We start from the raw sequence: 21803 nt of genomic DNA, 5'->3' as shown, positions 1-21803 counted from the left end.
AATCACTACTTTCTGTAGTGACTCTTATCATTAATTATTATATTTTATTTTTGAAAATAAGTAAAGGCTTAGAGATTGATGCCGCAGGAGTATCCTGTTGAGTTTGCAACTTGAATATTATATCCACCAGTTAGTCCATCAACATCTATGACTTCGCCAATGAAGTATAGACCCTTGACAAGCTTTGACTCCATAGTCTTTGGGTCAAGGTCCTTGACGTCAATTCCACCACTAGTTACTATTGCCCTGTTGATGTCGTCTAAGCTATCAAATCTTAATTTAAAATTTTTAATTGTTTTAACAAGCCCTTCTCTCTCTTCTTTCGTAACTTGATTTACCTTCTTGTCCCCGTGAATTTTTGCTTCATCAAGAACATAAGGGATCAAATCTCTTGGAAGGAGATTTTTCATAACATTTTCTAAATTTTTATTTTGGTTCTCGTCAAAGTCTCTCAAGATTCTCTTATCTAACTTGTCACTTGTAAGCGCAGGCTTTAAGTCCAAGTAAAGATCAAAGTCCTCCGTCCTATTAATTTTACTTGAAGTTGTGAGGACAATGGGACCAGATATTCCCCTATGAGTGAAGAGCATCTCTCCAAACTCTCTTGAGATAAGTTTCTTATCTTTTTCAACTCTTAACTCAACATTTTTTAGGCTAAGACCAGCTAAGTCAAAATTATTAGAAAGATTTATGCCAATTAGCCCTGGCTTTGGTTCCACAAGCTTGTGACCAAATTCTTTTCCAAACCTATAGCCGTCCCCAGTGGAACCTGTGAGTTTATAAGAAACCCCTCCCGTTGCGATAACAAGTTTGTCAAATTTTTCCTTGTCATTTAAGATGAAGACTTCTCCATCTTTTTTTATAGACCTCACTTCTGTATTAAGTCTCACTTCAACGCCCACTTGTCTTAATTTTTTTTCGTAGGTCCTTATAACATCTGATGACTTGTCACTTGCTGGGAAGACCCTGTCCCCTCTCTCAACCTTTAGGGGTAGGCCCAGGTCTTCAAAGTAATAGTAAGTTGCGAAAGGAGAAAAAGAATAAATTGATGAGAACATAAAGGAAGGATTTCTCACAAGGTTTTTCATAAATTCTTTCTCGTCTACGTAATTTGTTAAGTTGCACCTTCCCTTGCCTGTTATAAATAATTTTTTTCCAAGCTTTTCGTTTTTTTCAAAGAGGACAACTTCATGATTTTCTCCTGCCTTGATGGCACACATCATGCCAGCAGGTCCTCCTCCTATAATTCCTATTCTCATCTCATCACCTTCTTCTCAATTAAGTAAACAATGGGAGGATTGTGCTTCTGATTATAAAATTCTCTCTTCTCGACTTTGAAGATTTTTTGATCAAGAGACTTTAAAAATTCATCCACTCCCTCTCTCTCTTCAAGAGAGTTTTCGTGACCCAGGTATGAAACCAGAATTATAAGTCCAGCTTCATTTATTTTTTCTGTGGCCTTCCTTAAAGACTCCAGAGTAGACTCTCTTAAAGTTGTAATTTTTTTGTCAGAACCTGGCAAAAATCCAAGATTATAAATCACGAGATCAAAACTTTCAAGCCTATCAATATTTGCATGAGAATCTAAAAATAATTCATAATTGTCATAGTCTTCTAACAAGACCCTTGCCTTACTTAAGGCCTCTTCTTGGACATCAAAGCCATAGACAAATCCATCTTTTCCAACAGCTTTTAATAGCTTTAATGTATCATTGCCCTTGCCCACAGTTGCATCAACTGCAATTTTTCCTAAAAAATTATGAGATAGGGCTTCATCCACTATCTCAAAATACTTTTCCTTTACTATCATTTTAATCCCTTTAGATACTTAACTTCTTTTTCACTAAGATATCTGTAGTTCCCTGTTTCAAGATCTAAGAGTTGAATTTCTCCTATGGAAATCCTCTTTAACTTCTTAACCTTGTGACCAATGTAATCAAACATCCTCTTAACTTGATGATTTTGTCCCTCAAAAATTTCAATTTCAAGAATAGAATCTTGCTTAAAGGATTTTAAAATCTTTACATTTGCTGGAGAAGTTTTTAGGTCCCTAATGTCAAGTCCCTCTCTTAAGAGAGAAAGTTCACGAGCATTGGGAGTTCCATCAACAGTTACTATATATTTTTTGCCGATTTTATATCTTGGGTGCATCATAATATTAGCAAGTTGACCATCATTTGTAAGAAAGACTAGACCTGTTGTGTCTATGTCAAGCCTTCCCACTGGATAGACCCTGTAGTCGTCTGGCACAAGGTCTGTAACAGTTGGTCTGTCCTTTTCATCAGATGCAGATGTTACAACTCCAATGGGCTTGTTTAAAATCATATAAACTTTTTTGCCTTCAAGTGTAAGTCTTTTTCCATCAAGGTAGACCCTGTCGACGTTGGGATCAATTTTTGTCCCAAGTTCTGTTACAACCTTGTCGTTGACCTTAACAAGTCCTTTCTTTATAAACTCTTCGCACTTTCTTCTGGATGCAGCTCCACAGTGAGCCATGTATTTTTGTAATCTCAATTAGATTCCTCCTCTAATTCCTTTAAGTCAGGCAGCTCTTCCAAGTTTTCCATGCCAAATTTTTGTAAAAATTTTTCTGTTGTGGAATAAAGATTAGGATGACCAATCCTGTCTAACTTGCCAGAAACTTCTATTAAATCAAAATCCAAAAGTCCCTTAATAGTTGAGTCACAATTAACTCCCCTTAGTTCTTCTACCTCCAACTTTGTCACTGGCTGCTTGTAGGCAATAATAGAAAGAGTTTCAAGGGCAGGTTTTGAAAGATTTTTTTCATTTTTTTCTTGGATTAGATTTTTTAAATAGGGTTCATTTTCTTGCTTAGTTCCCAGTTGAAACTTACCATCAACTTCCCTAAGTCTTAGTCCTGATGTTTCATTTTTATAATTTTCCTTCATCTCTAAGAGGATTTCTCTTGCATAGTCCTTCCTAAGTTCTAAGCTTGATGCAAGGTCCTCTAAGCTTATGGGATCTCCCCAGATGAAAAGAATTGATTCAATTATTGATTTCAGCCTGTTCCTGTCCATTGTATTCTCTCTCTTTAATTAAAATATCTGCAAAATTATCGCTTTGTTCTGCAAAGATGTACTCGTTCTTAATTAGTTCCAACATGCCCAAAAAATAAGTTATGACATCCACCTTGTAAACTATATCTACTAAAAGGTCGCTAAATTTTATTTCCTTATTCTTGTGAAGAGCAAGTTTAATCTTTCTGGCAGCATCCTCAACCTTGAAGTACTCCCTTTCAATCCCAACAACTTCCTTGTCCTTGTATCTTTTTAAGATGTTAAAAAAGGCAAGGGAAAGCTTATCCACGTTAGAATCCTTTAAGAAGTCCATCTCATTCATGGAAAAAATTTCTGTCCTAAGCTTGTAAAAAGACTTAGACTCATACTCTTCTTGAACTTTTAAAATTTCTGAAGCTTCCTTGTACCTCTTATACTCCAAGAGACTTTCCACCAAGTCCTGCCTTGGGTCTTCTTCCTCTTCAAACTCTTCATCTAGGTCTTCCTTCTTAGGCAGAAGCATCTTGGACTTTATCTCTAAAAGAGTTGAAGCCATTAAAATAAAATCTGAAGTGAGAGTTAGGTTTAACTTCTTCATGTTCTCAATGTATTTTAAAAATTCTTCAGTAATTTTAAAAATTGGTATGTCGTAAATATCTATTTCATTTTCTTTTATTAAATCTAAAAGAAGATCCATTGGACCTTCATAAGTTTTTAAAACAATATTGTATTCCATAAATTAATTCCCAAAGAAATAATTCCGTTGATTATTCCATAGACAATTGGCCCAATAAATTTGTCAACAAGTCCAGAAAAAATCATTATTACTAATACAAAATAAAAATATTTTTCGTACCTATAAAACTTGTATTCCAAATTTTCTGGCAAAAATGTCGCCAGTACCTTTGACCCATCAAGTGGTGGAAGGGGCACAAGATTAAATACACCAAGCATAATATTGTACCAAAAGATTGATGTGAAAAGTGGAACCAAGGCAGAAGACTTGTAATTTAAGTAAACTAAAATTATCCCAGATATAAGTCCTAGGACAAAATTAGTAAAGACTCCTGCAAGAGAAACTAAAAGTGATGCGACTTTTCTATTACCCTTAAACCTATAGGGATTAATAGGCACAGCCTTTGCCCAACCAAACCTAAAAATAACCATAGAAATTAACCCCACAGGGTCAATGTGATGCAGTGGGTTTAAGCTAAGTCTTCCGTCATCCTTTGCAGTTGTATCTCCACAGAGATAGGCCACATAACCGTGAGCTATCTCGTGAGGAATTATTGCCACCATTAGGGCAATAATGTTTATTAATATTGATACAATATCTAAGTTATTCATCTCAATCAATCTCTTCTAAAACTAATTTATAATCTTCCTTCTTATCAGAAAAAGCATAGGCAGCCTTGATTCTTTGGATTGCTCCCTCAACTTCATTTTCTTTTTCTGTGTAAATTGTAGCAAGCTTGTCGCCCTTTTCTACAAGGTCGCCAATTTTTTTGTGAAGATAAATTCCTGCAGATAAGTCAAGGACATCTCCCTTCTTATGTCTTCCAGCTCCCAAGTCTCTTGATGCAATTCCAATTTCAATTGCCTCAATGGATTTTACGTAGCCAGAGTCTTCAGCATAAATTTCTTTTATTATTGAAGATTTTTTAAATTTATCTGTGTCGTCAATATAAGTCTTGTCTCCACCTTGAAGCTCAACCATTTCTTTGAATTTTAGGGCAGCAGATCCATCACTTATCTTTCCTTCAAGAACTTTTATTGCCTCTTCTTCAGAAGATGAAATGCCTTCCATTAGCATTAGCTTGGCACCAATTCTTAGAGCAATGTCCTTTAAGTGACCTTCCTTCTTTCCCTTTAGGATGTTTATTGCCTCAATAACTTCTAGGCTATTACCTATGGCATCGCCAAGAGGCTCTTCCATGCTAGTGATAATTGCCTTAGTATTTCTTCCAAATTTCTTGCCAAGTTCAACCATTAGCTTTGATAGTTCTACTGCTGACGGAAGGTCCTTCATAAAGGCACCATTTCCAACCTTAACATCAAGAACTAGGGCATCTGTTCCCAGTGCAATTTTCTTTGAAAGGATAGAAGATGCTATTAAGCTAACATTATCTACAGTCGCCGTTGCATCTCTTAGCGCATATAAAAGTTTATCTGCTGGAACAATATTTTCTGTTTGACCAATTACTGCAATATTGGATTTTTTTAAGATTTCAATAAAATCTCTTCCGCCAATATTTATGTCAAATCCAGGGATTGCTTCTAACTTGTCAAGAGTTCCACCTGTGTGGCCAAGTCCCCTTCCACTCATCTTGGCAAAGACAAGTCCCACTGATGCAAGTAGGGGTCCAAGGACAAGGGTAACTGTGTCTCCAACTCCACCTGTTGAGTGCTTGTCAACTTTTGAGCCAGGGACTTCTGATAAGTCTACAGTTTCTCCTGAGTCAATCATGGCCTTTGTAAGATAATAAGTTTCATCTAGGTTTAACTTGTTAAAATATATTGCCATTAAAAAGGCAGAAACTTGGTAGTCAGGAATTTCTCCCTTTACATAATTTTCTATAAAAAATTCTATTTCACTTTGATTTAAAACTTTATTTTCTTTTTTCTTTTGAATAATATCTAAAAAGTTCATTAAATTTCCTCAATTATTTCTTTTAATAGTTCTTTAAACTTGCCTGCAACTTCTTTTCCAACTTCCACAACTTCTGTGTGATCAAGTGGAGTGTCAAGAATACCTGTAGACATGTTAGTTATTGTTGAAATACCTAAAATCTTTAAGCCCCTATGTCTTGCAATAATTGCTTCTGGAACTGTACTCATACCAACAGCATCTGCTCCAAGAATTCTTGCCATCCTTACTTCAGCTGCAGTTTCATAAGAAGGTCCAGTGAAGTACATATAAACTCCCTCTTTAATGTCGATGCCAAGTTTTTTTGCAGAATTTTCTGCAATCTCAACAAGTTCTTTATTATAAAGGTCTGTCATATCGGGGAATCTTGGTCCAAGGTCCTCATCGTTAGGTCCAATAAGTGGATTTTTGCCCATTAGGTTGATGTGGTCTGTGATAATCATAAGGTCTGCTGGCTCAAAGTCAGTGTTAACTCCACCTGCTGCATTTGTTAGAATTATAGTTTTAATTCCAAGGCCTGCAAGAACTTCTATTGGATAGACAACTTCCTTGATGTCGTAGCCTTCGTAATAGTGGATTCTTCCCTTCATTACGCAAACTTCCTTAGAATTTATTTGACCAAAAATTAGTTTTCCATCGTGTCCCTTAACTGTAGAAACTGGAAAACCAGGAATTTCTGTGTAGGGAATTTCAACTTTATCTTCAATGGCATCGGCAAAGTCACCTAGGCCTGATCCAAGTACAATACCAATCTCAGGTTGGTTTTTAATTTTTTCTTTTATATAGTCAATGGATTTATTCATTATTCCTCCTAAAATTATTGTAGTAAAGAATACCTGCCACACTCTTTGAGTCGTTTATCTCGCCCAAGTTAACAAGTTTAAGAGCTTCATCAAATTTTATCTTTTCAACAGTAAGGTGCTCAAACTCATCAAGGTCTTGGTCGCCAAGACTTAAGTCCTCTGCATAAAAAATAAATAATTTTTCATTAGTAAAGCCTGGTGAAGAATAAATTTCTGCAAGATAGTCAGACTTCTTGGCCTCGTAACCAGTTTCTTCCTTTAGTTCTCTCAAGGCAGCCTTTTGAGGTTCCTCTCCAAAGTCAACCATTCCTGCTGGGATTTCATAAATCTCTTTGTCAATGGCCTTCCTATATTGTTTAATAAGAATAATTTCATCATCTTCAGTTATGGCAACTATGCCTACAGAAGGATGTCTTTCCACTATCTCTCTCTTAGTGTACTTTTGGCCTTCCATCTCAACAGTATCCACCCTAAGTTGCAGGACTTTACCGTCAAAAATCTTTGTAGATTTCATAGTTCTTTCTTCATAATTTGAATTTGTCATTTAATCACCAATCATTTCCTTTGCAGTTTCAATTGCAATTTCACTTACATTCATTCCGCCAATTAATCTAGCAACTTCATTAACTCTCTCGTCGTAGCTTAATTTGTCAATTGTAGAAATTGTGCTATTGTTTACCACATCTTTTTTTATTGCAAAGTGCGTGTCCGCAAGGGCAACAATTTGTGGCAAGTGAGAAATTACTATAACTTGTCTATCCTTTGAAACTTCCTTTATCTTATTCCCAACTATCTGAGCTGTCTTTCCACTTATACCCGTATCTATTTCATCAAAGACAAGAGTTGGAATGTTGTCCTTTTCTGCAATTATGGACTTGAAGCCAAGCATAATTCTTGACATTTCACCACCAGATGCAACCTTTGCCATTGGCATAAGGTCTTGACCAAGGTTTGGTGCAATTAAGAATTCAATCTTGTCAATCCCATCAAAAGAAAGTTCTTTTTCTTTTATTTCAATTTTAAATTTTGCGTCCTTTATATTTAACTTGTTGATCTCTTCTTCAACTTTTTTCTCAAGAATTTCTGAAGTCTTCTTTCTCTTTTGACTAATCTTCTCTGCAAGAACTGTGGCTTCAGCTTGTTTCTCTTCAATTTTCCTTAAGAGTTTATTTAAATTATCTTCAAAATTTTGTAAAAACCTAAGTCTCTCGCTAATCTCTTCGTAAAAAGAATTTATGGCCTTTACATTATTTCCATACTTTAATTTTAAATTGTTTACAAGGTCTATTCTTTCTCTTAAAAATTGAAGTCTTTCTTCGTCAACTTCACTAGAGCTTACATACCTGTCGAGGTCCTTGGCAATGTCGGAAATCCTAAATCTTATGTCTTCTAGGTTTTCTTCGACTTCCTTTAAGTCCTTGTTGTATCTTGTTACCTCAACTACATTGGCAATTACCTTGTCTAAGATGTCTTCAAGAGAAGACGTCTCGTAGCCTTCATTGATTAGGGACTTGGCTTCTGATAATTTTATTAAGCTGTCTGTCATATTGTTAAGGACGTTAAAGTCATCATAAAGCTCTTCGTCGTCGTAGTCACTTAGACCTGCGTCTTCAATTTCTTTTATTTGATATTCAAGCAGATCTATCTCCCTGTCCTTATTTTGTTCCATAGTAGACTTTTCATGATATTCATTTTTAAGAGAATTAATCTCATGAACAAGATCCTTTAAGTTACCAAGAAGTTCTTCTTGGTCCTTACCGGAAAAGTCATCAATTAACTTTAACTGGTTTTTGTTATCCATAAGGGAGATGGATTCATGCTGAGCAAAAATATCGATGAGATGACTTGAAATCTTTGACAGGATTTGTGATGTCACTGTCCTGTTATTGACCCTAGTAATAGTTGGTCCCTTTTCACGAATTTCCTTTGAAACAACTACTAGGTCCCCTGACTCAATGCCATATTCAAGAAGAAGGTCCTTGGTTTCCTCATCATAAGATGAAAAAACAGCCTCAATAAAGGCCCTGTCCTTCCCCTTTTTTATAATGTCCTTGTTGGCCCTTTGACCAAGAACAAGTCCAAGAGAATCTATGATTATTGACTTACCAGAACCTGTCTCTCCAGTTAAGACATTAAGACCAGGTTCAAATTCAATTTTCATATTTTCAATTATTGCAAAATTTTCGATATTTAACTCTAAAAGCATATTTCACCTAATCATTTAAATTTTCATAAGCCTTGTTTACAATTTCCTTGGCATCAAAAGTTTCAGAAGCTTCTCCATAATTTGACAAGTAAATTAAAAATTCTATGTTTCCACTTGTCCCCTTAATTGGAGAATTTGTTAAAGCCTTGATATTAAATCCTAGCTCTCCTGCAAGGTCAATTATTTTTTCTATAACTTCAATATGTACTTTTTTGTCTCTTACAATTCCACCCTTGCCAACTTTTCCCTTGCCAGCTTCAAATTGTGGCTTTACAAGAGCGACAATTTCTCCTTGAGGTCCCAAGATGTCCTTAGCAACTGGAAGAACAAGTTCAAGTGAAATAAAGGAAACATCAATAGAGATAAAGGAGACATCTTCTTCTATTATGTCCTTGTCAAAATATCTTATGTTGGTCCTCTCAAGAGAGACAACTCTATCGTCCATCCTTAGCTTGTAGTCAAGTTGGTTGTAACCAACATCTATGGCATAAACTTTTTTTGCCCCATGCTTTAACATGCAGTGGGTAAAGCCTCCCGTTGAAGCTCCAATGTCAACGCAAACTGAATCAGTGAGATCAATTTCATAGTCATCAATCATCTTCTCAAGCTTGTGACCACCACGAGATACAAAGGAGTCTTCTAGGCCCTTGATGTAGATTTTTTCATCTTCCTTTAGTTGGGTCCCAGGCTTGTCTACCCTGTCTGTTCCTATAAAAACTTTGCCTTCCATTATTAGCCTCTTGGCCTTTTCCCTTGAATCAATTAGGCCCTTTTCAACTAATAAGACATCTGCTCGTTTTTTTGCCATTACCTACTCCTATTTACAAGTTTTGCTGCAAAATTCTTCAGTGCATCTTCCTTAAGTTCAAGACCAGCAAGAGCTTCATAGGCCCCATTGGTTAAGTCTATAATTTCATTTTGAAGGTCTTCCTTGTCCTTAAAGAGAAGCATATTAATCTCGCCGCTATCAGGATCCTTTTCTTCATCTAAGAGGTCATCTTCAAATTGGTAGGCAATACCTATGGACTCGCCAAACCTTGCAAGCTTAGTGATATTATCTGGGTCAAGACCTGCTATGATACCACCAACTACAACAGAAGCCTTAATAAGGGCACCAGTCTTTAGCTTGTACATGTTTTCACAATCATCTTCTGTGTAATCAGAAACGTCCCTTCTTATATCAATTGTTTGACCACCAATCATTCCATTTACACCTGTGGCATTGTAGATGTATTTCATTGCCCTCATGGCACGCTTTAGGTCCTCAGGATCTTCAAGGTTTTCGATGTGTCTTAAAAGGATTTCCATAGACATGTTTAAGAGTCCATCTCCTGCTAAGATTGCAATCCCCTCAGAGTAAACCTTGTGGTTTGTCGGCTTTTCTCTTCTAAAGTCATCGTCATCCATGGCTGGAAGGTCGTCGTGAATAAGCGAATAAGTGTGTATCATTTCAATTGCAGCTGCAAAGGGAAGAATCTTGTCTAAAGAATCTTCAGAAAATTCACAAAAAGTTATAAGAGAAAGAAGAGGTCTTATCCTCTTGCCACCAGAAAATAGGGAGTACTTCATAGAGTCAATAACCTTGTGTTGTGGACTGTTGTCATACTCAAGTAGGGAGCTCAAATAATTATTAAATTTTTCTAGTAAATTATCTAAATCTCTCATCTTTTTTGTCCTCAATAAATTCAGAATTTTCTTCTGCAATAGTTTTAATCTTGCCCTCATAGGCCTTTAGGGTATTGTTCAAGTACTTGTAAAGTTCAATTCCCTTTTCGTATTTTTTTATGGAATCTTCAAGACTAATGTCCTTAGACTCAAGTTCCCTTATTATATTTTCAAGCTCCCTAAAGGAACTTTCATAATCTCTTTCCATTTAATCCCTCACTTCCACCTTTTGAACCTTGGATTCTAGCTTGCCATCCTTAAACTTAAGAGAAATAATATCTCCAAGACTTGCATCTCTTGCGGACTTAAGACTCTTACCATCTGCTCCTAAGATTTCAACCTTATTTATCTTTTCAAAGGCTGAATCAAGTCCCAACTTCAAGAGATTTAATCTGTTTCTCTCATTATTTAACCTAAGACTTAGGTCGTAAGTGGCAAAAAACTTTTCAAAAGGCTTAAATTTTCTATGATTGTCATTAACATAGGATTTAAAATAATAATTTAATAGTTTTCTATCAAAATTTAGGCTCTCAATGTCCTTATTAAGCCTAGAATTTATATTTACAGAAATATTTTTTAGCCTATAAGAATAATTTTCGATTTCCTTGGACTCCTTGAGCTTAAAATTCCCCAAATAAAATCTTTTCTCTTGAAGATCATACTCATGACCCTCAATAATTTTTTTCATGGAAGAATTTAAAAGGGCATGAGCCCTGAGTAGGTCCCTAGTTCTTTCATTAATCTTATAGATTTGATTTTTTATAGATATATTTTTGTATAAGTTTAGGAGTCTTAGGCGATTGTAATCAAGTCTTCTCTCCATGAGATTATTAAGCTGAGACTTCTTCTTTTCAAGTTCAGAGAGAATTTCATCTTCACTAAGGGTCAAAAGCTCTGCCGCATTGGTTGGTGTTGCCGCCCTCATATCTGCTACAAAGTCGCAAATTGTATAGTCCACCTCATGTCCCACAGCAGAAATCACTGGGATTTTTGAGGCAAAAACTTCCCTTGTGAGACTCTCGTCATTAAAGACGAAGAGGTCCTCAAAGCTTCCCCCACCTCTAGCAATTATTATGGTGTCAACTGGCTCTTCCTCGTTAAAATACTTCACACCAGCAATCAAAGACTCTGCAGCATAGGCTCCCTGAACAAGACTTGGATAAACTAAAATGTCACAAGTCCTATTCCTCTTCCTAAAAATATTTATAACATCCTTTATGGCTGCACCACTAGTTGATGTAATAAGTCCAATCCTTGATGGATACTTCTTCAGAATCTTCTTGTGTCTTGGGTCAAAAAGTCCTTCTTTAGTGAGCTTTTCCTTTAAGTCCAGGTACTCCTGATAGAGGTTACCCTTGCCATCAAGGTCCATTTGGCTAATATATAAAAAAACTCTGCCACTCCTTTCATAGTAAGTGACAGTTCCCTTTGCCATAACCTTGGCGCCATCGAATAAATTAATTTTTATATCCTCTTGGCTAGCCATGGCATCAATGCGGGCAAACTTATCCTTAAGAGAAAAATAAATATTTCCATTCTTGTGAAAATTTAAATTTGTAATCTCTCCAGTGATGTTAATATCCCTTAAGATATAGTCCATAGAAATTAGCTTTTTGATGTAATTATTCAGTTCACTTACATTAAAAGCAGACCTTGCCAAATTAAAAACTCCTGTAAATTGTTCCCAAAATTCCGTTTATAAATTTAGGTGCTTCGTCAGAACTATAAAGTCTTGCAATCTCAACAGCTTCATTAATAGAAACCTCTTCAGGAATATCATCCTTGTAAAGAAATTCATAGACAGCAATCCTGAGGATTTGCCTGTCAACCTTGGCAAGTCTTGCCATAGTCCATCCCTTTAAATTCTTCTCTATTGTCTCATCAACTAGATCAAGCTTGTCCAAAATGTCTGGCACAGTCCTCTTGATATAGTCAACTTCGTCCCCTTGGAATTCATGATTTTCCATAAAAAGATCTAGCTTGTCAGTGGAAAAATCATCATTTACATCCATGGAGAAGAGGGCCTGCATGGCCCCTATTCTTGCTCTCTTCCTACTCATTTGACAACAGTCTTTTCAGAATTTTTTACAGCAATGCCGGAGATGTGAACATTCACTTCTACAACATCAAAGTCTGTCATATTTTCAATAGCTTCTTTAACTTCTTCTTGCACCTTTTCAGATACTTCAACAATTTTTATTCCATATTCAATAGTAATATATACATCTACAATAGTTTCTCTCTCGCCAATATTAACTCTGACGCCCCTATTGAAATTTTTTGTATTTAAAATGTCAGTAACTTGAGACTTGAAGTTAGATCCAACCTTAACAACGCCGTCAACACTTTCAGCTGCAACTGATGCAACTGTAGCGATAACATCTTCAGAAATCTTAACTTTACCTTCTGCCTCATTACCATTAACAAGATATTTATTATCCACTATTACACCTCCAAATTAACTAAAATAATTATACCAAATACTTCTCATATTATCAATTTATTGCACTTTGCATGACTTTTTTAATAAGATATTTAAAAGTATAATTGTCTGTGAATAAAAAATTAATTTATTGTGACTTAATAGAAAATCCTAGCTCTTTGAGAAAGGATTAAGCCATAAATCTTTATGACTTTGTAAAAATGTATAAAGTCGTAAAAGCTTATGAAGTTGTAATAAAATATCAAGTCGTAAAACTTAATAGACTTATAAGTTTTTATAAAGTAATTAGTTTCTAAAAGATCACAAAAATAAAAAAAGCCCGAGGACTTAATACTTGACGTCTAACAAGTATAGTCCGCAGGCAGGTGCTGTTGGCCCAGCAGCCTTTCGAGATTTTTTCTCCAAGGCTTCCTTCATATATTCAATTTCTTTTTGGCCCCGTCCTATCTCAAGAACAGTTCCAACTACAATTCTTATCATGTTTTTTAAAAAACTCTTTGCCACAAAATCAAAATACAAAAAGTCTCCATCTTCAATTACATCAATTCGCTCAATACTTCTTATGGAGTCCTTGACTATGGCTCCTCTTCCCATAAAGGAATTGAAGTCGTGCTCTCCTATTAAAGAGGCAAGGGCCTCCCTCATCCTAGCTGGATCAACATCATAGGGATATTCGTAGGTACGGTTGCGCAAGAGGGCATGCCTGTACCTTGACCTGTGAACCACATAGCGATACTTTTTTAACTTTGCATCGAATCTTGCGTGGAAATCATCTGGAACATATTTGGCATCAACAACTGAGACATCTTCTGGCAGGTTAAAATTTAAAACCTTGGGAAGATTTCCAATGTCAATTGTGGTGTCGGAATAAAAATTTGCATATTGTCCCTCAGCGTGAACTCCCCTGTCAGTTCTCCCTGCATAAAAAATTTTTACTGGGTGTTTGACAGTTTTTTCTATTCCAAGATTTAGTTCTCCCTCCACAGTCCTCTCATCTGGTTGCAGTTGAAAGCCGTGAAAGTTGGTCCCGTCGTAATTTATTTTTATTAAAATATTTTTCATAGCTTAGAAACCACAACTATTATTCCAAAAAAGATTAGGTTGCCGAGAAAAATTAGGACATCCTTTCCCACTATTTTTGAGGCATTCATCTTGGTCCTGCCATCTCCGCCCCTGTAGCATCTTGCTTCCATGGCAGTGGCAAGCTCTTCTGCCCTCCTAAAGGAGTTAATAAAAAGTGGCACAAGGAGTGGGACTAAATTCTTTGCACGTTTTATAATATTTCCCGATTCAAAATCTGCCCCTCTTGCCATTTGAGCCTTCATAATCTTGTCAGTCTCTTCTATAAGAGTTGGGATAAACCTAAGGGCAATTGTCATCATCATGGCGATCTCGTGACTTGGCACTCCAATCTTTCTAAAAGGTCTCAAAAGTGATTCAATCCCATCAGTTAATTCAATTGGAGAAGTTGTATAAGTTAGTAAACTTGTTCCAAGAACTAAGAGGACAAGTCTAATACCCATGAAGACTGCAAGGTCCAGTCCCTCTTGAGAAATTTTTAAAAATTTAAAAGTGTAAATTGGATCTCCTGGTGTGAAAAACAAATTAATTATAAAAGTAACAAGTATAATCCACTTAAGTGGCTTTAGACCCCTTAGGACCATGCCAAGGGGTAGCTTGGCATTTAATATTATAAGAAGCAAATATAAGACTACTGGCACATACATGAAAACTGATTTTATAAAAAATAGTGAACATATAAATAAAATCATTGTTATCATTTTTAATTTTGGATCATACTTGTGGACGGCACTTTCGCCAGGAAAATATTGGCCAATTGTTATATCTTTAAACATTAGAAGCACCTCTCAAATATTTTTTTAGAGACTCCTTGGCCTCTTCCACAGTGATAGCATCCTCGTTGATGTCCAGACCCCTCTTCTTTAAAGTCCTCATTAGAGATGTGATTTGTGGGATGCCAAGTCCAACTCCAAGAAGCTTGTCTTCGGTTCTAAAGATTTCCCTTGGCTCTCCATCTAAAAAGACCTTGCCCTTGTCGAAGACAATAATTCTCTCAGCAATTTTTGCCACGTCCTCCATGGAGTGGGAAACTAAAATTACTGTGATCTTCCTATTTTCGTGAATACTTTTTATTTCACTTAGGATTTCGTCACGACCTCTTGGGTCAAGACCTGCTGTTGGCTCATCTAATATTAAAACCTTGGGTTCCATGGCAAGGACACCTGCTATGGCTACCCTTCTCTTGAGTCCTCCAGAAAGTTCAAAGGGTGACTTGTCCTTATAAGTTTCGTAATCGAGACCAACGGACTCCATAGAAGCCTTGACTCTTTCTTGGACTTCTTCTTCACTTATGTCTAAGTTTCTTGGTCCAAAGGCAATGTCTCTTTCAATAGTTTCTTCAAAGAGTTGGTACTCTGGATATTGAAAGACTAGGCCGACTTTTTTTCTCAAGTCAGTTAAGTTTGAACCCGACTTATCCACCCTAGTTCCATCAATAATTATTTCACCTGATGATGGCTTAAGAAGTCCATTAAGGTGTTGTATGAAGGTTGATTTGCCTGATCCAGTGTGACCAATGAGGCCAATAAATTCATTTTCTTCTATCTTTAGGCTTATGTCATCCACAGCCTTTTTCTCAAAGGGAAGGCCAGGACTATAGATATGCATTAAGTTGTTAATTTCTATTAGTGACATATTTCCTTCACCATTTCTTCTATATTTAAAACTTCCGTAGAAATTTCTAGTCCATCTTTCTTAAGTTCATAGGCAAGCTCTGTTACTTGAGGAACATCTAGACCCAGTCCCTTAATCTTATCAACTTGAGAAAAGACTTCTCTTGGAGTCCCACTTAGGACCATCTTGCCATCTTCCATTACAACAACCCTGTCACTTATGGCAGCCTCTTCCATGTAGTGGGTTATTAAAATAATTGTCTTGCCTTCCTCCTTATTGAGCTTAATAAGGGTATCCATTACTTCCCTCCTGCCGCTTGGGTCAAGCATGGCAGTTGGCTCATCAAGAATTATATACTTAGGTGACATGGCAAGGATGCCAGCTATGGCTACCCTTTGTTTTTGTCCACCTGAAAGAAGGTGGGGAGCATTTTTTTTGTAGTCTGCCATCCCAACATCTTCTAAGGCTCTATCAACTCTTCTTCTTATTTCACTTGGTTCTACGCCCATGTTTTCTGGTCCAAAGGCAACTTCATCTTCGACAATTGTCGCAACTAATTGGTTGTCGGGATTTTGAAAAACCATGCCTGCAGTCCTTCTTATGTCCCAGATTTCTTCCTCCTTCTTGGTATTCATTCCATCAACAAGGACATCACCCTGACCTGGCAAGAGGAGACCATTTATTAACTTGGCAAGGGTAGACTTGCCAGATCCATTGTGACCTAACAAGGCAACAAATTCGCCCTCTTTTATTTCTAAATTTATATCTTTTAAAATCTGAATTGCATTTTCATCTTCGTAGTCGTACTTAAAAGACAAATTTTTTATACTAATCATATTATCACCTTTATGTTAACCTATTATAAAGGATAACTTAACAAAAATCTATATCATTTATTGAGATACATAGGGGTTGTCTCTAAGGCAAAATCTCAAGGGAAGCTTTGCATCTTCTCCTGCATAATCAATTCCAATTCTCTTTGTGATTACAAGGTCCCTTTCAGGAACATCTTCTCCCTCTCCTATGTAGAGATAGTCCTCTGACAAAATCTTTCCATTAAGGGACCTATCAATAGCAAGCCCTTTGGATAACTTGCCTGGTCCATTAGTCAAATTTTTTCTTTGATAGTTTGAGAGATCTTCATAGGACTTGCCAAAGCGATTTTTTGCAATTCCATCAAAGTTATCAAGAGGCTCCACTCCACGAATTAATACAGCCTCTGGATGGTCCTGGTCCCTTGTCACAATATTTAAGAGGTCGTACATTCCGTATATCAAGTAAACGTAGATGTGGCCACCAGGAAGATAAAGAGTCTTATTCCTATCAGTTATCTTTCCCCCATAAGAGTGACATGCCCTGTCGCTAAGCCCAAGATAGGCTTCAGTCTCAACTATTTTTGCACAGAAAAAATTACCAGAAATATTTCTGATAATTTTCTTGCCTATTAACGATTTTGCAACTTCAACTGTGTCTCTCTTAAAGAAATCACTCTCTAGAATTTTTCCAGACATCATACTTTTCCAATTCCTTGTCTAATTTTTTAACTATATAAGTTAGCACACTTAAGTCGTCAAAGAATCCAAAGAACAAAATAAAATCTGGAATTATATCTGCAGGGTTTAAAAGATATAAAAATCCTGCCACAATTAAAAGAATGTCCCTCTTTTTTACTTCCCTGTAATTACCTTTGGAATAATCCATGATAAGACCTAGGGCAAGCATAAGCTCACGTGAAATCTTTTTAAACAAATCCTTTTTATTTGTTGTAGTCATGGACTCTTGGACCACCCTGTTAAGCCTGTCCTTGTTTTTAAAAACCTAACGGGCATAGGGCATCAACTTTCTCAAAGTTCTATAATAATTCAATTTCTCCCCCTAAGTTAAAATTTGCATTTCCCTTACACAATTTCTTTACCCAAAAAGAGAATTATGCATTCATCCAGGAAGAATCCTTTGGATTGTCCCTAAATAATTTTAACTTTTCAATTTCACTTTCTTTTATATAGTCCATTTCATGAGCAACTTCTATCAACTCATCAAAGTTTGTAAGTGAATGGTGTTTAAAGCCAGCTTCCTTAAAGTTTTCTTCAGCATTTTTCATATTATAAGTGAAGATACTAACAATTCCAAGGATTTCATAACCCACTTCTTCAAGGGCCTTTGCAGCTTCAATTGAAGAGCCACCAGTTGAGAATAAGTCCTCTATAACAACAACTTTTGCCCCTTCAATCCTTGCACCTTCAATTTTATTTTGCTTGCCGTGGTCCTTGTTAGAAGATCTTACAAAGCCCATAGGTAGACCCATCTTGTCGGCAATAATAGCTGCGTGAGGAATGCCTGCTGTTGCAGTTCCCATAATATATTGAACTTCTGGATACTGATCCTTAATTAAATCAACTAGACCCTTTTCTACTGTGCTTCTATCTTCTGGAAAAGAAAGAGTTAGCCTGTTGTCACAGTAGATTGGAGATTTTATGCCAGATGCCCAAGTGTAAGGATCTTCTGGCGAAAGAGTAACAGCCTTTAATTTTAATAAAATTTTTGCAATTTCTCGCATTATTTTCCTCCTAAAAAGTCTTTTTTGATTTCTCTATATTCCTTAAGCGGGTCCTCTGCCTTAGTGATTGGTCTTCCCACAACAATGTAGTCAGACCCAAGCTCTCTTGCCTCGCTAGGAGTTACAACCCTCTTTTGGTCGTCAGTGCCTTTTACCTTCCTAATACCTGGAGTAACTGTTATAAAGTCCTTGCCCAAGTTTTCCTTAATCTTTGGCACTTCAAGGGCAGAACAAACAATGCCACTTAGGTTAGCTTCCTTGGCAATATTTGCATAGGCAAGAACAACCTCATCAAGGGACTTGTCCTTGTCAATTTGTAGTTCCCTGTGCATGACATCTTCATCAGTAGAAGTAAGCATAGTAACACCAAGAGTAATAAGGTCACTCTTTTCATTTTTAACAATTTCGCTGGCATCGCTTAACATCTTCTTGCCACCAGCAATGTGGTAATTAATCATGTCAACATCAAGAGCAATAAGGGAATTTGTCGCTCCCTTACAAGTGTTTGGAATGTCATGGATTTTTAAATCCAAGAAAATCTTGTGACCAAGCTTCTTTATTTCCCTAATAATACTTGGACCTTCCTTGTAGAAAAGTTCCATCCCAACCTTTACATAGACCTCTTCATCCTTAAAGTCCTTTAAAAAATCAAGAGCCCTTTCTCCACTTGGGAAATCTAGTGCAATAATTACATCCTTTGCCATATTAACCTCAGCTTTCTCCAGTCGCCTTATCTTGCAAGTAGGCGTTAATAAAGATATCTAAATCTCCGTCCATTACCTTTTCCACGTCACCAACATCTACATTAGTCCTGTGGTCCTTGACCATAGTGTAAGGTTGGAAGACATAAGACCTAATTTGTGAACCCCAAGCAATTTGTGAATAGTTGCCTTGAAGGTCCTCGATTTTTTCCTTCTTTTCTTCTTCAGCAAGGGCAACAAGTTTTGCCTTTAACATGTTCATTGCCTTTTCCCTGTTTTGGATCTGGCTACGTTCATTTTGACATTGAACTACAATGCCTGTAGGAATGTGAGTGATTCTAACAGCTGAGTCAGTAGTATTAACGTGTTGTCCACCAGCACCAGATGACCTGTAAGTGTCAATCTTTAATTCTTCATCCTTGATTTCAACTTCTGTGTCGTCATCAATTTCTGGGAAGACATCCACAGATGAGAAGGAAGTGTGCCTTCTCTTGTTGGAGTCAAAAGGCGAAATCCTAACAAGTCTGTGAACTCCCTTTTCTCCCTTGAGATAACCATAGGCATTGTCGCCAGAAATTTTTAGAGTAACAGACTTAATACCAGCCTCATCTTCCTTTAAGAGGTCAAGAGTTTCAACCTTGAAGCCCTTGTTTTCAGCGTATCTAGTGTACATCCTTAGGAGCATGCTAGCCCAGTCTTGGGCCTCAGTTCCACCAGCACCAGCGTGGATGGAAAGAATTGCATCGTGGGAATCATACTCTCCATTTAATAAAGTATTTAATTTAAATTCCGCAGTGTCCTTTTCAATCTCATCAACAAGCTCTAGGAAATCAGAATAAGAAGAGTAATCTTCCTCGATTTCCATTAGGGCAATAAGATCCTCTGCATCAGTAATCAAGTCAATTAACTTGTCGTATTGATCTATCTTTCTTTGGTATGAATTAGTTTCACGTATAACTTTTTGAGCGCTATCATTGTCGTCCCAAAAACCTGGTTCCATTTGTTTTTTGTTTAGCTCAACAACTTTTTCCTTAAGAGAATCAATCTCAAGAGATTCGCCAAGAGACTTAGTAGTAAGCTTGGAATTTTCCAGGCGCTCCTTATCTAAATAGATATTTTGCTCCATAAAAATCCTCCTTTGTATTGCTTATTTTAGTATAACACAGTTGCTATAATCACACTAATATTTTGTTGTAAGATGGGAATAAAATTTGACTTAATGTATTGATTAGAACTATTTTAATTTGAATTATAAATTATTACAACTTTATAGATTTTCATAAAGTCCTAACCTCTTACGACCTCGTAATTTTTTATAAACATATAGAATCCTATTGACTCAGCCAATTTTTACAGAGTCATAAACTTTTATTGACTCACAAGTTCGTATTTTACAAATTAGTAAATAATTGTAAAATACGAACTTGTCATAACTTAACAAATTTTTATAAATTATCAAATTTATAATAGCTCATTAGATTCTACAAGTTCGTAAGTAATTATAAAGTCCTCACTTTCTATAACTTAATAAGATTTAATAAACTCGAAGCTCTTATAAGATAATATTCTTTAACACCTGATATATCTCATAGGCAGATAAGACTTCTCCACCACTGAAGATTAAAACAAAAATAACGCAAAAACAAACGTAAAAATTTGCGTTTGCCTTTGCGTCATTTAATAATATATCTTTTATTAATCAATAAGAATGCTCGATTCTATTATTCATTCTTACTTCAAGGAATACTTTGTACCCCTTCCTCTTCCAATTTTAATCACATAATTCCTCTCAATTAGATCCTTTAACAAATTTAAAACCTTGTTTTTCCCAAAGCCAGTTTCATCTGCAATAAAAGAGCTGGAAAGGGATCTGTTTTCTAAAGTCTTAAAAACTATCATCTCATCATCACTTAAATCATCTGCACTTGAAATTACAGGCAACTTTACTTCAATAGAATTATCAAAAATTTTAAAAGAAGGATTTTTCCTTGAATCCCTGTAAGCATTTTTTATCCTTCTGATCCCAGTACCAAAACTTTCAATAATACTCAACCTGAAAAATATGTTGCCAATAATAGGATTCCTCATAATAGAAATCTGTCCATTAAGATATTCTTCCTTACTTAAAAACCTTGGCAAGGCCCCAGGAGATGTAATACTTATAGAATCCTTCTCCATAGAAATTTGAATAAAGGAGTTGTGCATCCAATCCCTATGGACCAAAGCATTGGCAATAGCTTCCCTAAAAGCTTCTTCTGGAACCAGCTCAACCTTCTCGCGATAAAGTCCTTTGATGTTCTCAAGTTGGTAATACTCCTTATACTTTTCAACACACTTATCAAAAGCTGCAAGAATGGATATATCTTTAAACTGATTTCGACTTAAAATAGTATTCTGATTGTCTCCAAATCTTACCATATCAATTAAATGGCAATTATTCTTATCAGCAAATAAATTACCCGCATTAGTTAACTTTTTATTCCTATCAACTAGTTCCAAAGTCTTTAAAATATCCATATTTATTTTTTCAATCCCAACAATTTCTCTAAGTTTTTTTTCTAAGTAATCAAAGCTATAAGTATCAATATTAGTTGATAGAGAATCATAAGACTTATTTTGACCTTCTACTATTAACTTCTTAAGTTCCAAACTATCAACCTCAACAGTTGAGGAATCATTTCTCTTGTAAGTCTTAGACTTATAAAAATAAGGCTTCTCATCACCAGGAAAAACTTTAAGCCTAATAATTTTTTCCTTGCAATTCATATCTATTTCATAATTAATTTGAGGTTTAATTGAATCGTTGATCTTGTTTTCAATAGCAATAGCATCTTCTTTCAAATTTTTTAAGCCAAGGACTTCACCCTTATCATCAATACCAAATAAAACTTCACCGCCATTATAATTGGCAAAAGCAACAACAGTTTTTAAAAATGAATCAGAAATTTTTTCCTTAAATTCTAAATTAGCCTTCTCTCTCATAATCCCTCCTAATTTAATTGCTATATTAATTATATATAAAAACAAACGCAAAAGCAAACGTAAAAATTTGCGTTTGCTTTTGCGATAT

Annotated in this window: 26 protein-coding genes; all 26 read right to left on the bottom strand. The window is 35.9% G+C overall.

Translation table 11 applies throughout. The features are described 5' to 3' along the window. Window positions 1–68 precede the first annotated feature (68 nt). The 26 genes from ACWPVO_RS03025 to ACWPVO_RS02900 all read right to left on the bottom strand — a co-directional run bounded on the left by ACWPVO_RS03025 (window position 69) and on the right by ACWPVO_RS02900 (window position 21715). Window positions 69–1259, bottom strand: a complete 1191-nt coding sequence (locus ACWPVO_RS03025; protein WP_454206431.1) for an NAD(P)/FAD-dependent oxidoreductase — start codon at window positions 1257–1259, stop codon at window positions 69–71. Further along, window positions 1256–1810: a tRNA (mnm(5)s(2)U34)-methyltransferase gene (locus tag ACWPVO_RS03020; protein ID WP_454206429.1), complete on the bottom strand. Its 555-nt coding sequence runs from the start codon at window positions 1808–1810 to the stop codon at window positions 1256–1258. Before ACWPVO_RS03020 ends, ACWPVO_RS03025 begins: the two co-directional genes overlap by 4 nt. Then, a complete protein-coding gene (locus tag ACWPVO_RS03015; protein ID WP_454206427.1) occupies window positions 1807–2514 on the bottom strand; it encodes a pseudouridine synthase in 708 nt (235 codons plus the stop codon). The genes ACWPVO_RS03020 and ACWPVO_RS03015 overlap by 4 nt, the downstream gene beginning before the upstream one ends. Then, the gene (scpB, locus tag ACWPVO_RS03010) at window positions 2511–3038 is read right to left on the bottom strand and encodes an SMC-Scp complex subunit ScpB (RefSeq protein ID WP_005955854.1); all 528 of its coding nucleotides are present in this window, start codon (window positions 3036–3038) and stop codon (window positions 2511–2513) included. Before scpB ends, ACWPVO_RS03015 begins: the two co-directional genes overlap by 4 nt. Further along, window positions 3007–3753 (bottom strand): segregation and condensation protein A, encoded by a 747-nt coding sequence (locus tag ACWPVO_RS03005; RefSeq protein WP_005955888.1) that lies wholly within the window; start codon window positions 3751–3753, stop codon window positions 3007–3009. The genes scpB and ACWPVO_RS03005 overlap by 32 nt, the downstream gene beginning before the upstream one ends. Then, window positions 3732–4364: a site-2 protease family protein gene (locus ACWPVO_RS03000; protein ID WP_250341854.1), complete on the bottom strand. Its 633-nt coding sequence runs from the start codon at window positions 4362–4364 to the stop codon at window positions 3732–3734. Before ACWPVO_RS03000 ends, ACWPVO_RS03005 begins: the two co-directional genes overlap by 22 nt. 1 nt (window position 4365) lies before the next feature. Then, window positions 4366–5667, bottom strand: a complete 1302-nt coding sequence (locus ACWPVO_RS02995; protein ID WP_454206424.1) for a thymidine phosphorylase — start codon at window positions 5665–5667, stop codon at window positions 4366–4368. Further along, the gene (locus tag ACWPVO_RS02990) at window positions 5667–6467 is read right to left on the bottom strand and encodes a purine-nucleoside phosphorylase (RefSeq protein WP_454206422.1); all 801 of its coding nucleotides are present in this window, start codon (window positions 6465–6467) and stop codon (window positions 5667–5669) included. Before ACWPVO_RS02990 ends, ACWPVO_RS02995 begins: the two co-directional genes overlap by 1 nt. Then, window positions 6460–7011 (bottom strand): NUDIX hydrolase, encoded by a 552-nt coding sequence (locus tag ACWPVO_RS02985; RefSeq protein WP_195443205.1) that lies wholly within the window; start codon window positions 7009–7011, stop codon window positions 6460–6462. The genes ACWPVO_RS02990 and ACWPVO_RS02985 overlap by 8 nt, the downstream gene beginning before the upstream one ends. Next, entirely contained in the window at window positions 7012–8673 is a 1662-nt protein-coding gene (recN, locus tag ACWPVO_RS02980; protein WP_454206420.1) for a DNA repair protein RecN, read from the bottom strand. A gap of 7 nt (window positions 8674–8680) precedes the next feature. Beyond that, window positions 8681–9481: a TlyA family RNA methyltransferase gene (locus ACWPVO_RS02975; protein WP_454206418.1), complete on the bottom strand. Its 801-nt coding sequence runs from the start codon at window positions 9479–9481 to the stop codon at window positions 8681–8683. Continuing rightward, entirely contained in the window at window positions 9481–10338 is an 858-nt protein-coding gene (locus tag ACWPVO_RS02970) for a polyprenyl synthetase family protein (RefSeq protein ID WP_454206416.1), read from the bottom strand. The genes ACWPVO_RS02975 and ACWPVO_RS02970 overlap by 1 nt, the downstream gene beginning before the upstream one ends. Next, window positions 10322–10546 (bottom strand): exodeoxyribonuclease VII small subunit, encoded by a 225-nt coding sequence (xseB, locus tag ACWPVO_RS02965; protein WP_060799977.1) that lies wholly within the window; start codon window positions 10544–10546, stop codon window positions 10322–10324. The genes ACWPVO_RS02970 and xseB overlap by 17 nt, the downstream gene beginning before the upstream one ends. After that, entirely contained in the window at window positions 10547–11998 is a 1452-nt protein-coding gene (gene xseA / locus ACWPVO_RS02960) for an exodeoxyribonuclease VII large subunit (protein ID WP_454206414.1), read from the bottom strand. A 1-nt stretch (window position 11999) separates the two neighbouring features. Next, complete coding sequence (nusB, locus tag ACWPVO_RS02955) at window positions 12000–12398, bottom strand: transcription antitermination factor NusB (RefSeq protein ID WP_060799975.1); 399 nt, start codon at window positions 12396–12398, stop codon at window positions 12000–12002. Then, a complete protein-coding gene (locus ACWPVO_RS02950; protein ID WP_005955958.1) occupies window positions 12395–12781 on the bottom strand; it encodes an Asp23/Gls24 family envelope stress response protein in 387 nt (128 codons plus the stop codon). Before ACWPVO_RS02950 ends, nusB begins: the two co-directional genes overlap by 4 nt. A gap of 327 nt (window positions 12782–13108) precedes the next feature. Next, on the bottom strand, window positions 13109–13843 hold the full coding sequence (truA, locus tag ACWPVO_RS02945; protein WP_454206411.1) for a tRNA pseudouridine(38-40) synthase TruA: 735 nt from the start codon (window positions 13841–13843) through the stop codon (window positions 13109–13111). Continuing rightward, complete coding sequence (locus ACWPVO_RS02940) at window positions 13840–14637, bottom strand: energy-coupling factor transporter transmembrane component T family protein (RefSeq protein WP_270674768.1); 798 nt, start codon at window positions 14635–14637, stop codon at window positions 13840–13842. Before ACWPVO_RS02940 ends, truA begins: the two co-directional genes overlap by 4 nt. After that, window positions 14630–15496 carry an energy-coupling factor transporter ATPase gene (locus ACWPVO_RS02935; protein ID WP_454206409.1) on the bottom strand — a complete coding sequence of 289 codons (867 nt, stop codon included), beginning with the start codon at window positions 15494–15496 and terminating at the stop codon, window positions 14630–14632. Before ACWPVO_RS02935 ends, ACWPVO_RS02940 begins: the two co-directional genes overlap by 8 nt. Further along, window positions 15487–16311, bottom strand: a complete 825-nt coding sequence (locus ACWPVO_RS02930) for an energy-coupling factor transporter ATPase (RefSeq protein ID WP_412621584.1) — start codon at window positions 16309–16311, stop codon at window positions 15487–15489. The genes ACWPVO_RS02935 and ACWPVO_RS02930 overlap by 10 nt, the downstream gene beginning before the upstream one ends. A gap of 57 nt (window positions 16312–16368) precedes the next feature. Next, window positions 16369–16986, bottom strand: coding sequence for a DNA-3-methyladenine glycosylase (locus ACWPVO_RS02925; protein WP_412622056.1), 618 nt, complete (start codon window positions 16984–16986; stop codon window positions 16369–16371). Beyond that, a complete protein-coding gene (locus ACWPVO_RS02920) occupies window positions 16961–17248 on the bottom strand; it encodes a YkvA family protein (protein WP_412446406.1) in 288 nt (95 codons plus the stop codon). Before ACWPVO_RS02920 ends, ACWPVO_RS02925 begins: the two co-directional genes overlap by 26 nt. Before the next feature lie 154 nt (window positions 17249–17402). Then, window positions 17403–18032 carry an orotate phosphoribosyltransferase gene (gene pyrE / locus ACWPVO_RS02915; protein WP_454206407.1) on the bottom strand — a complete coding sequence of 210 codons (630 nt, stop codon included), beginning with the start codon at window positions 18030–18032 and terminating at the stop codon, window positions 17403–17405. Further along, window positions 18032–18736: an orotidine-5'-phosphate decarboxylase gene (pyrF, locus tag ACWPVO_RS02910; protein ID WP_005955932.1), complete on the bottom strand. Its 705-nt coding sequence runs from the start codon at window positions 18734–18736 to the stop codon at window positions 18032–18034. The genes pyrE and pyrF overlap by 1 nt, the downstream gene beginning before the upstream one ends. Window positions 18737–18743: 7 nt before the next feature. Further along, complete coding sequence (prfB, locus tag ACWPVO_RS02905) at window positions 18744–19859, bottom strand: peptide chain release factor 2 (RefSeq protein ID WP_454206405.1); 1116 nt, start codon at window positions 19857–19859, stop codon at window positions 18744–18746. 605 nt (window positions 19860–20464) lie between these two features. Then, window positions 20465–21715 carry an RNA-binding domain-containing protein gene (locus ACWPVO_RS02900; protein ID WP_454206403.1) on the bottom strand — a complete coding sequence of 417 codons (1251 nt, stop codon included), beginning with the start codon at window positions 21713–21715 and terminating at the stop codon, window positions 20465–20467. Window positions 21716–21803 lie beyond the last annotated feature (88 nt).

It is taken from the genome of Peptoniphilus sp. Marseille-Q6390 (assembly GCF_965119475.1).
Note: the sequence above shows the minus strand (reverse complement) of the source record. Positions and strands in the feature narration are given on the sequence as shown.

Bases quoted from the DNA above. Each gene is read 5' to 3' on its own strand.
- ACWPVO_RS02985 (WP_195443205.1), bottom strand. From the start codon at position 7,011: ATGACAAATTCAAATTATGAAGAAAGAACTATGAAATCTACAAAGATT.
- pyrF (WP_005955932.1), bottom strand. From the start codon at position 18,736: ATGGCAAAGGATGTAATTATTGCACTAGATTTCCCAAGTGGAGAAAGG.
- ACWPVO_RS02990 (WP_454206422.1), bottom strand. From the start codon at position 6,467: ATGAATAAATCCATTGACTATATAAAAGAAAAAATTAAAAACCAACCT.
- ACWPVO_RS03005 (WP_005955888.1), bottom strand. From the start codon at position 3,753: ATGGAATACAATATTGTTTTAAAAACTTATGAAGGTCCAATGGATCTT.
- ACWPVO_RS02970 (WP_454206416.1), bottom strand. From the start codon at position 10,338: ATGAGAGATTTAGATAATTTACTAGAAAAATTTAATAATTATTTGAGC.
- ACWPVO_RS02940 (WP_270674768.1), bottom strand. From the start codon at position 14,637: ATGTTTAAAGATATAACAATTGGCCAATATTTTCCTGGCGAAAGTGCC.
- ACWPVO_RS02920 (WP_412446406.1), bottom strand. From the start codon at position 17,248: ATGACTACAACAAATAAAAAGGATTTGTTTAAAAAGATTTCACGTGAG.
- nusB (WP_060799975.1), bottom strand. From the start codon at position 12,398: ATGAGTAGGAAGAGAGCAAGAATAGGGGCCATGCAGGCCCTCTTCTCC.
- truA (WP_454206411.1), bottom strand. From the start codon at position 13,843: ATGAAAAATATTTTAATAAAAATAAATTACGACGGGACCAACTTTCAC.
- ACWPVO_RS03000 (WP_250341854.1), bottom strand. From the start codon at position 4,364: ATGAATAACTTAGATATTGTATCAATATTAATAAACATTATTGCCCTA.
- ACWPVO_RS03025 (WP_454206431.1), bottom strand. From the start codon at position 1,259: ATGAGAATAGGAATTATAGGAGGAGGACCTGCTGGCATGATGTGTGCC.
- ACWPVO_RS02995 (WP_454206424.1), bottom strand. From the start codon at position 5,667: ATGAACTTTTTAGATATTATTCAAAAGAAAAAAGAAAATAAAGTTTTA.
- recN (WP_454206420.1), bottom strand. From the start codon at position 8,673: ATGCTTTTAGAGTTAAATATCGAAAATTTTGCAATAATTGAAAATATG.
- ACWPVO_RS02930 (WP_412621584.1), bottom strand. From the start codon at position 16,311: ATGATTAGTATAAAAAATTTGTCTTTTAAGTACGACTACGAAGATGAA.
- ACWPVO_RS03020 (WP_454206429.1), bottom strand. From the start codon at position 1,810: ATGATAGTAAAGGAAAAGTATTTTGAGATAGTGGATGAAGCCCTATCT.
- scpB (WP_005955854.1), bottom strand. From the start codon at position 3,038: ATGGACAGGAACAGGCTGAAATCAATAATTGAATCAATTCTTTTCATC.
- pyrE (WP_454206407.1), bottom strand. From the start codon at position 18,032: ATGCGAGAAATTGCAAAAATTTTATTAAAATTAAAGGCTGTTACTCTT.
- prfB (WP_454206405.1), bottom strand. From the start codon at position 19,859: ATGGAGCAAAATATCTATTTAGATAAGGAGCGCCTGGAAAATTCCAAG.
- ACWPVO_RS02935 (WP_454206409.1), bottom strand. From the start codon at position 15,496: ATGTCACTAATAGAAATTAACAACTTAATGCATATCTATAGTCCTGGC.
- xseB (WP_060799977.1), bottom strand. From the start codon at position 10,546: ATGGAAAGAGATTATGAAAGTTCCTTTAGGGAGCTTGAAAATATAATA.
- ACWPVO_RS02925 (WP_412622056.1), bottom strand. From the start codon at position 16,986: ATGTCTGGAAAAATTCTAGAGAGTGATTTCTTTAAGAGAGACACAGTT.
- ACWPVO_RS02975 (WP_454206418.1), bottom strand. From the start codon at position 9,481: ATGGCAAAAAAACGAGCAGATGTCTTATTAGTTGAAAAGGGCCTAATT.
- ACWPVO_RS02900 (WP_454206403.1), bottom strand. From the start codon at position 21,715: ATGAGAGAGAAGGCTAATTTAGAATTTAAGGAAAAAATTTCTGATTCA.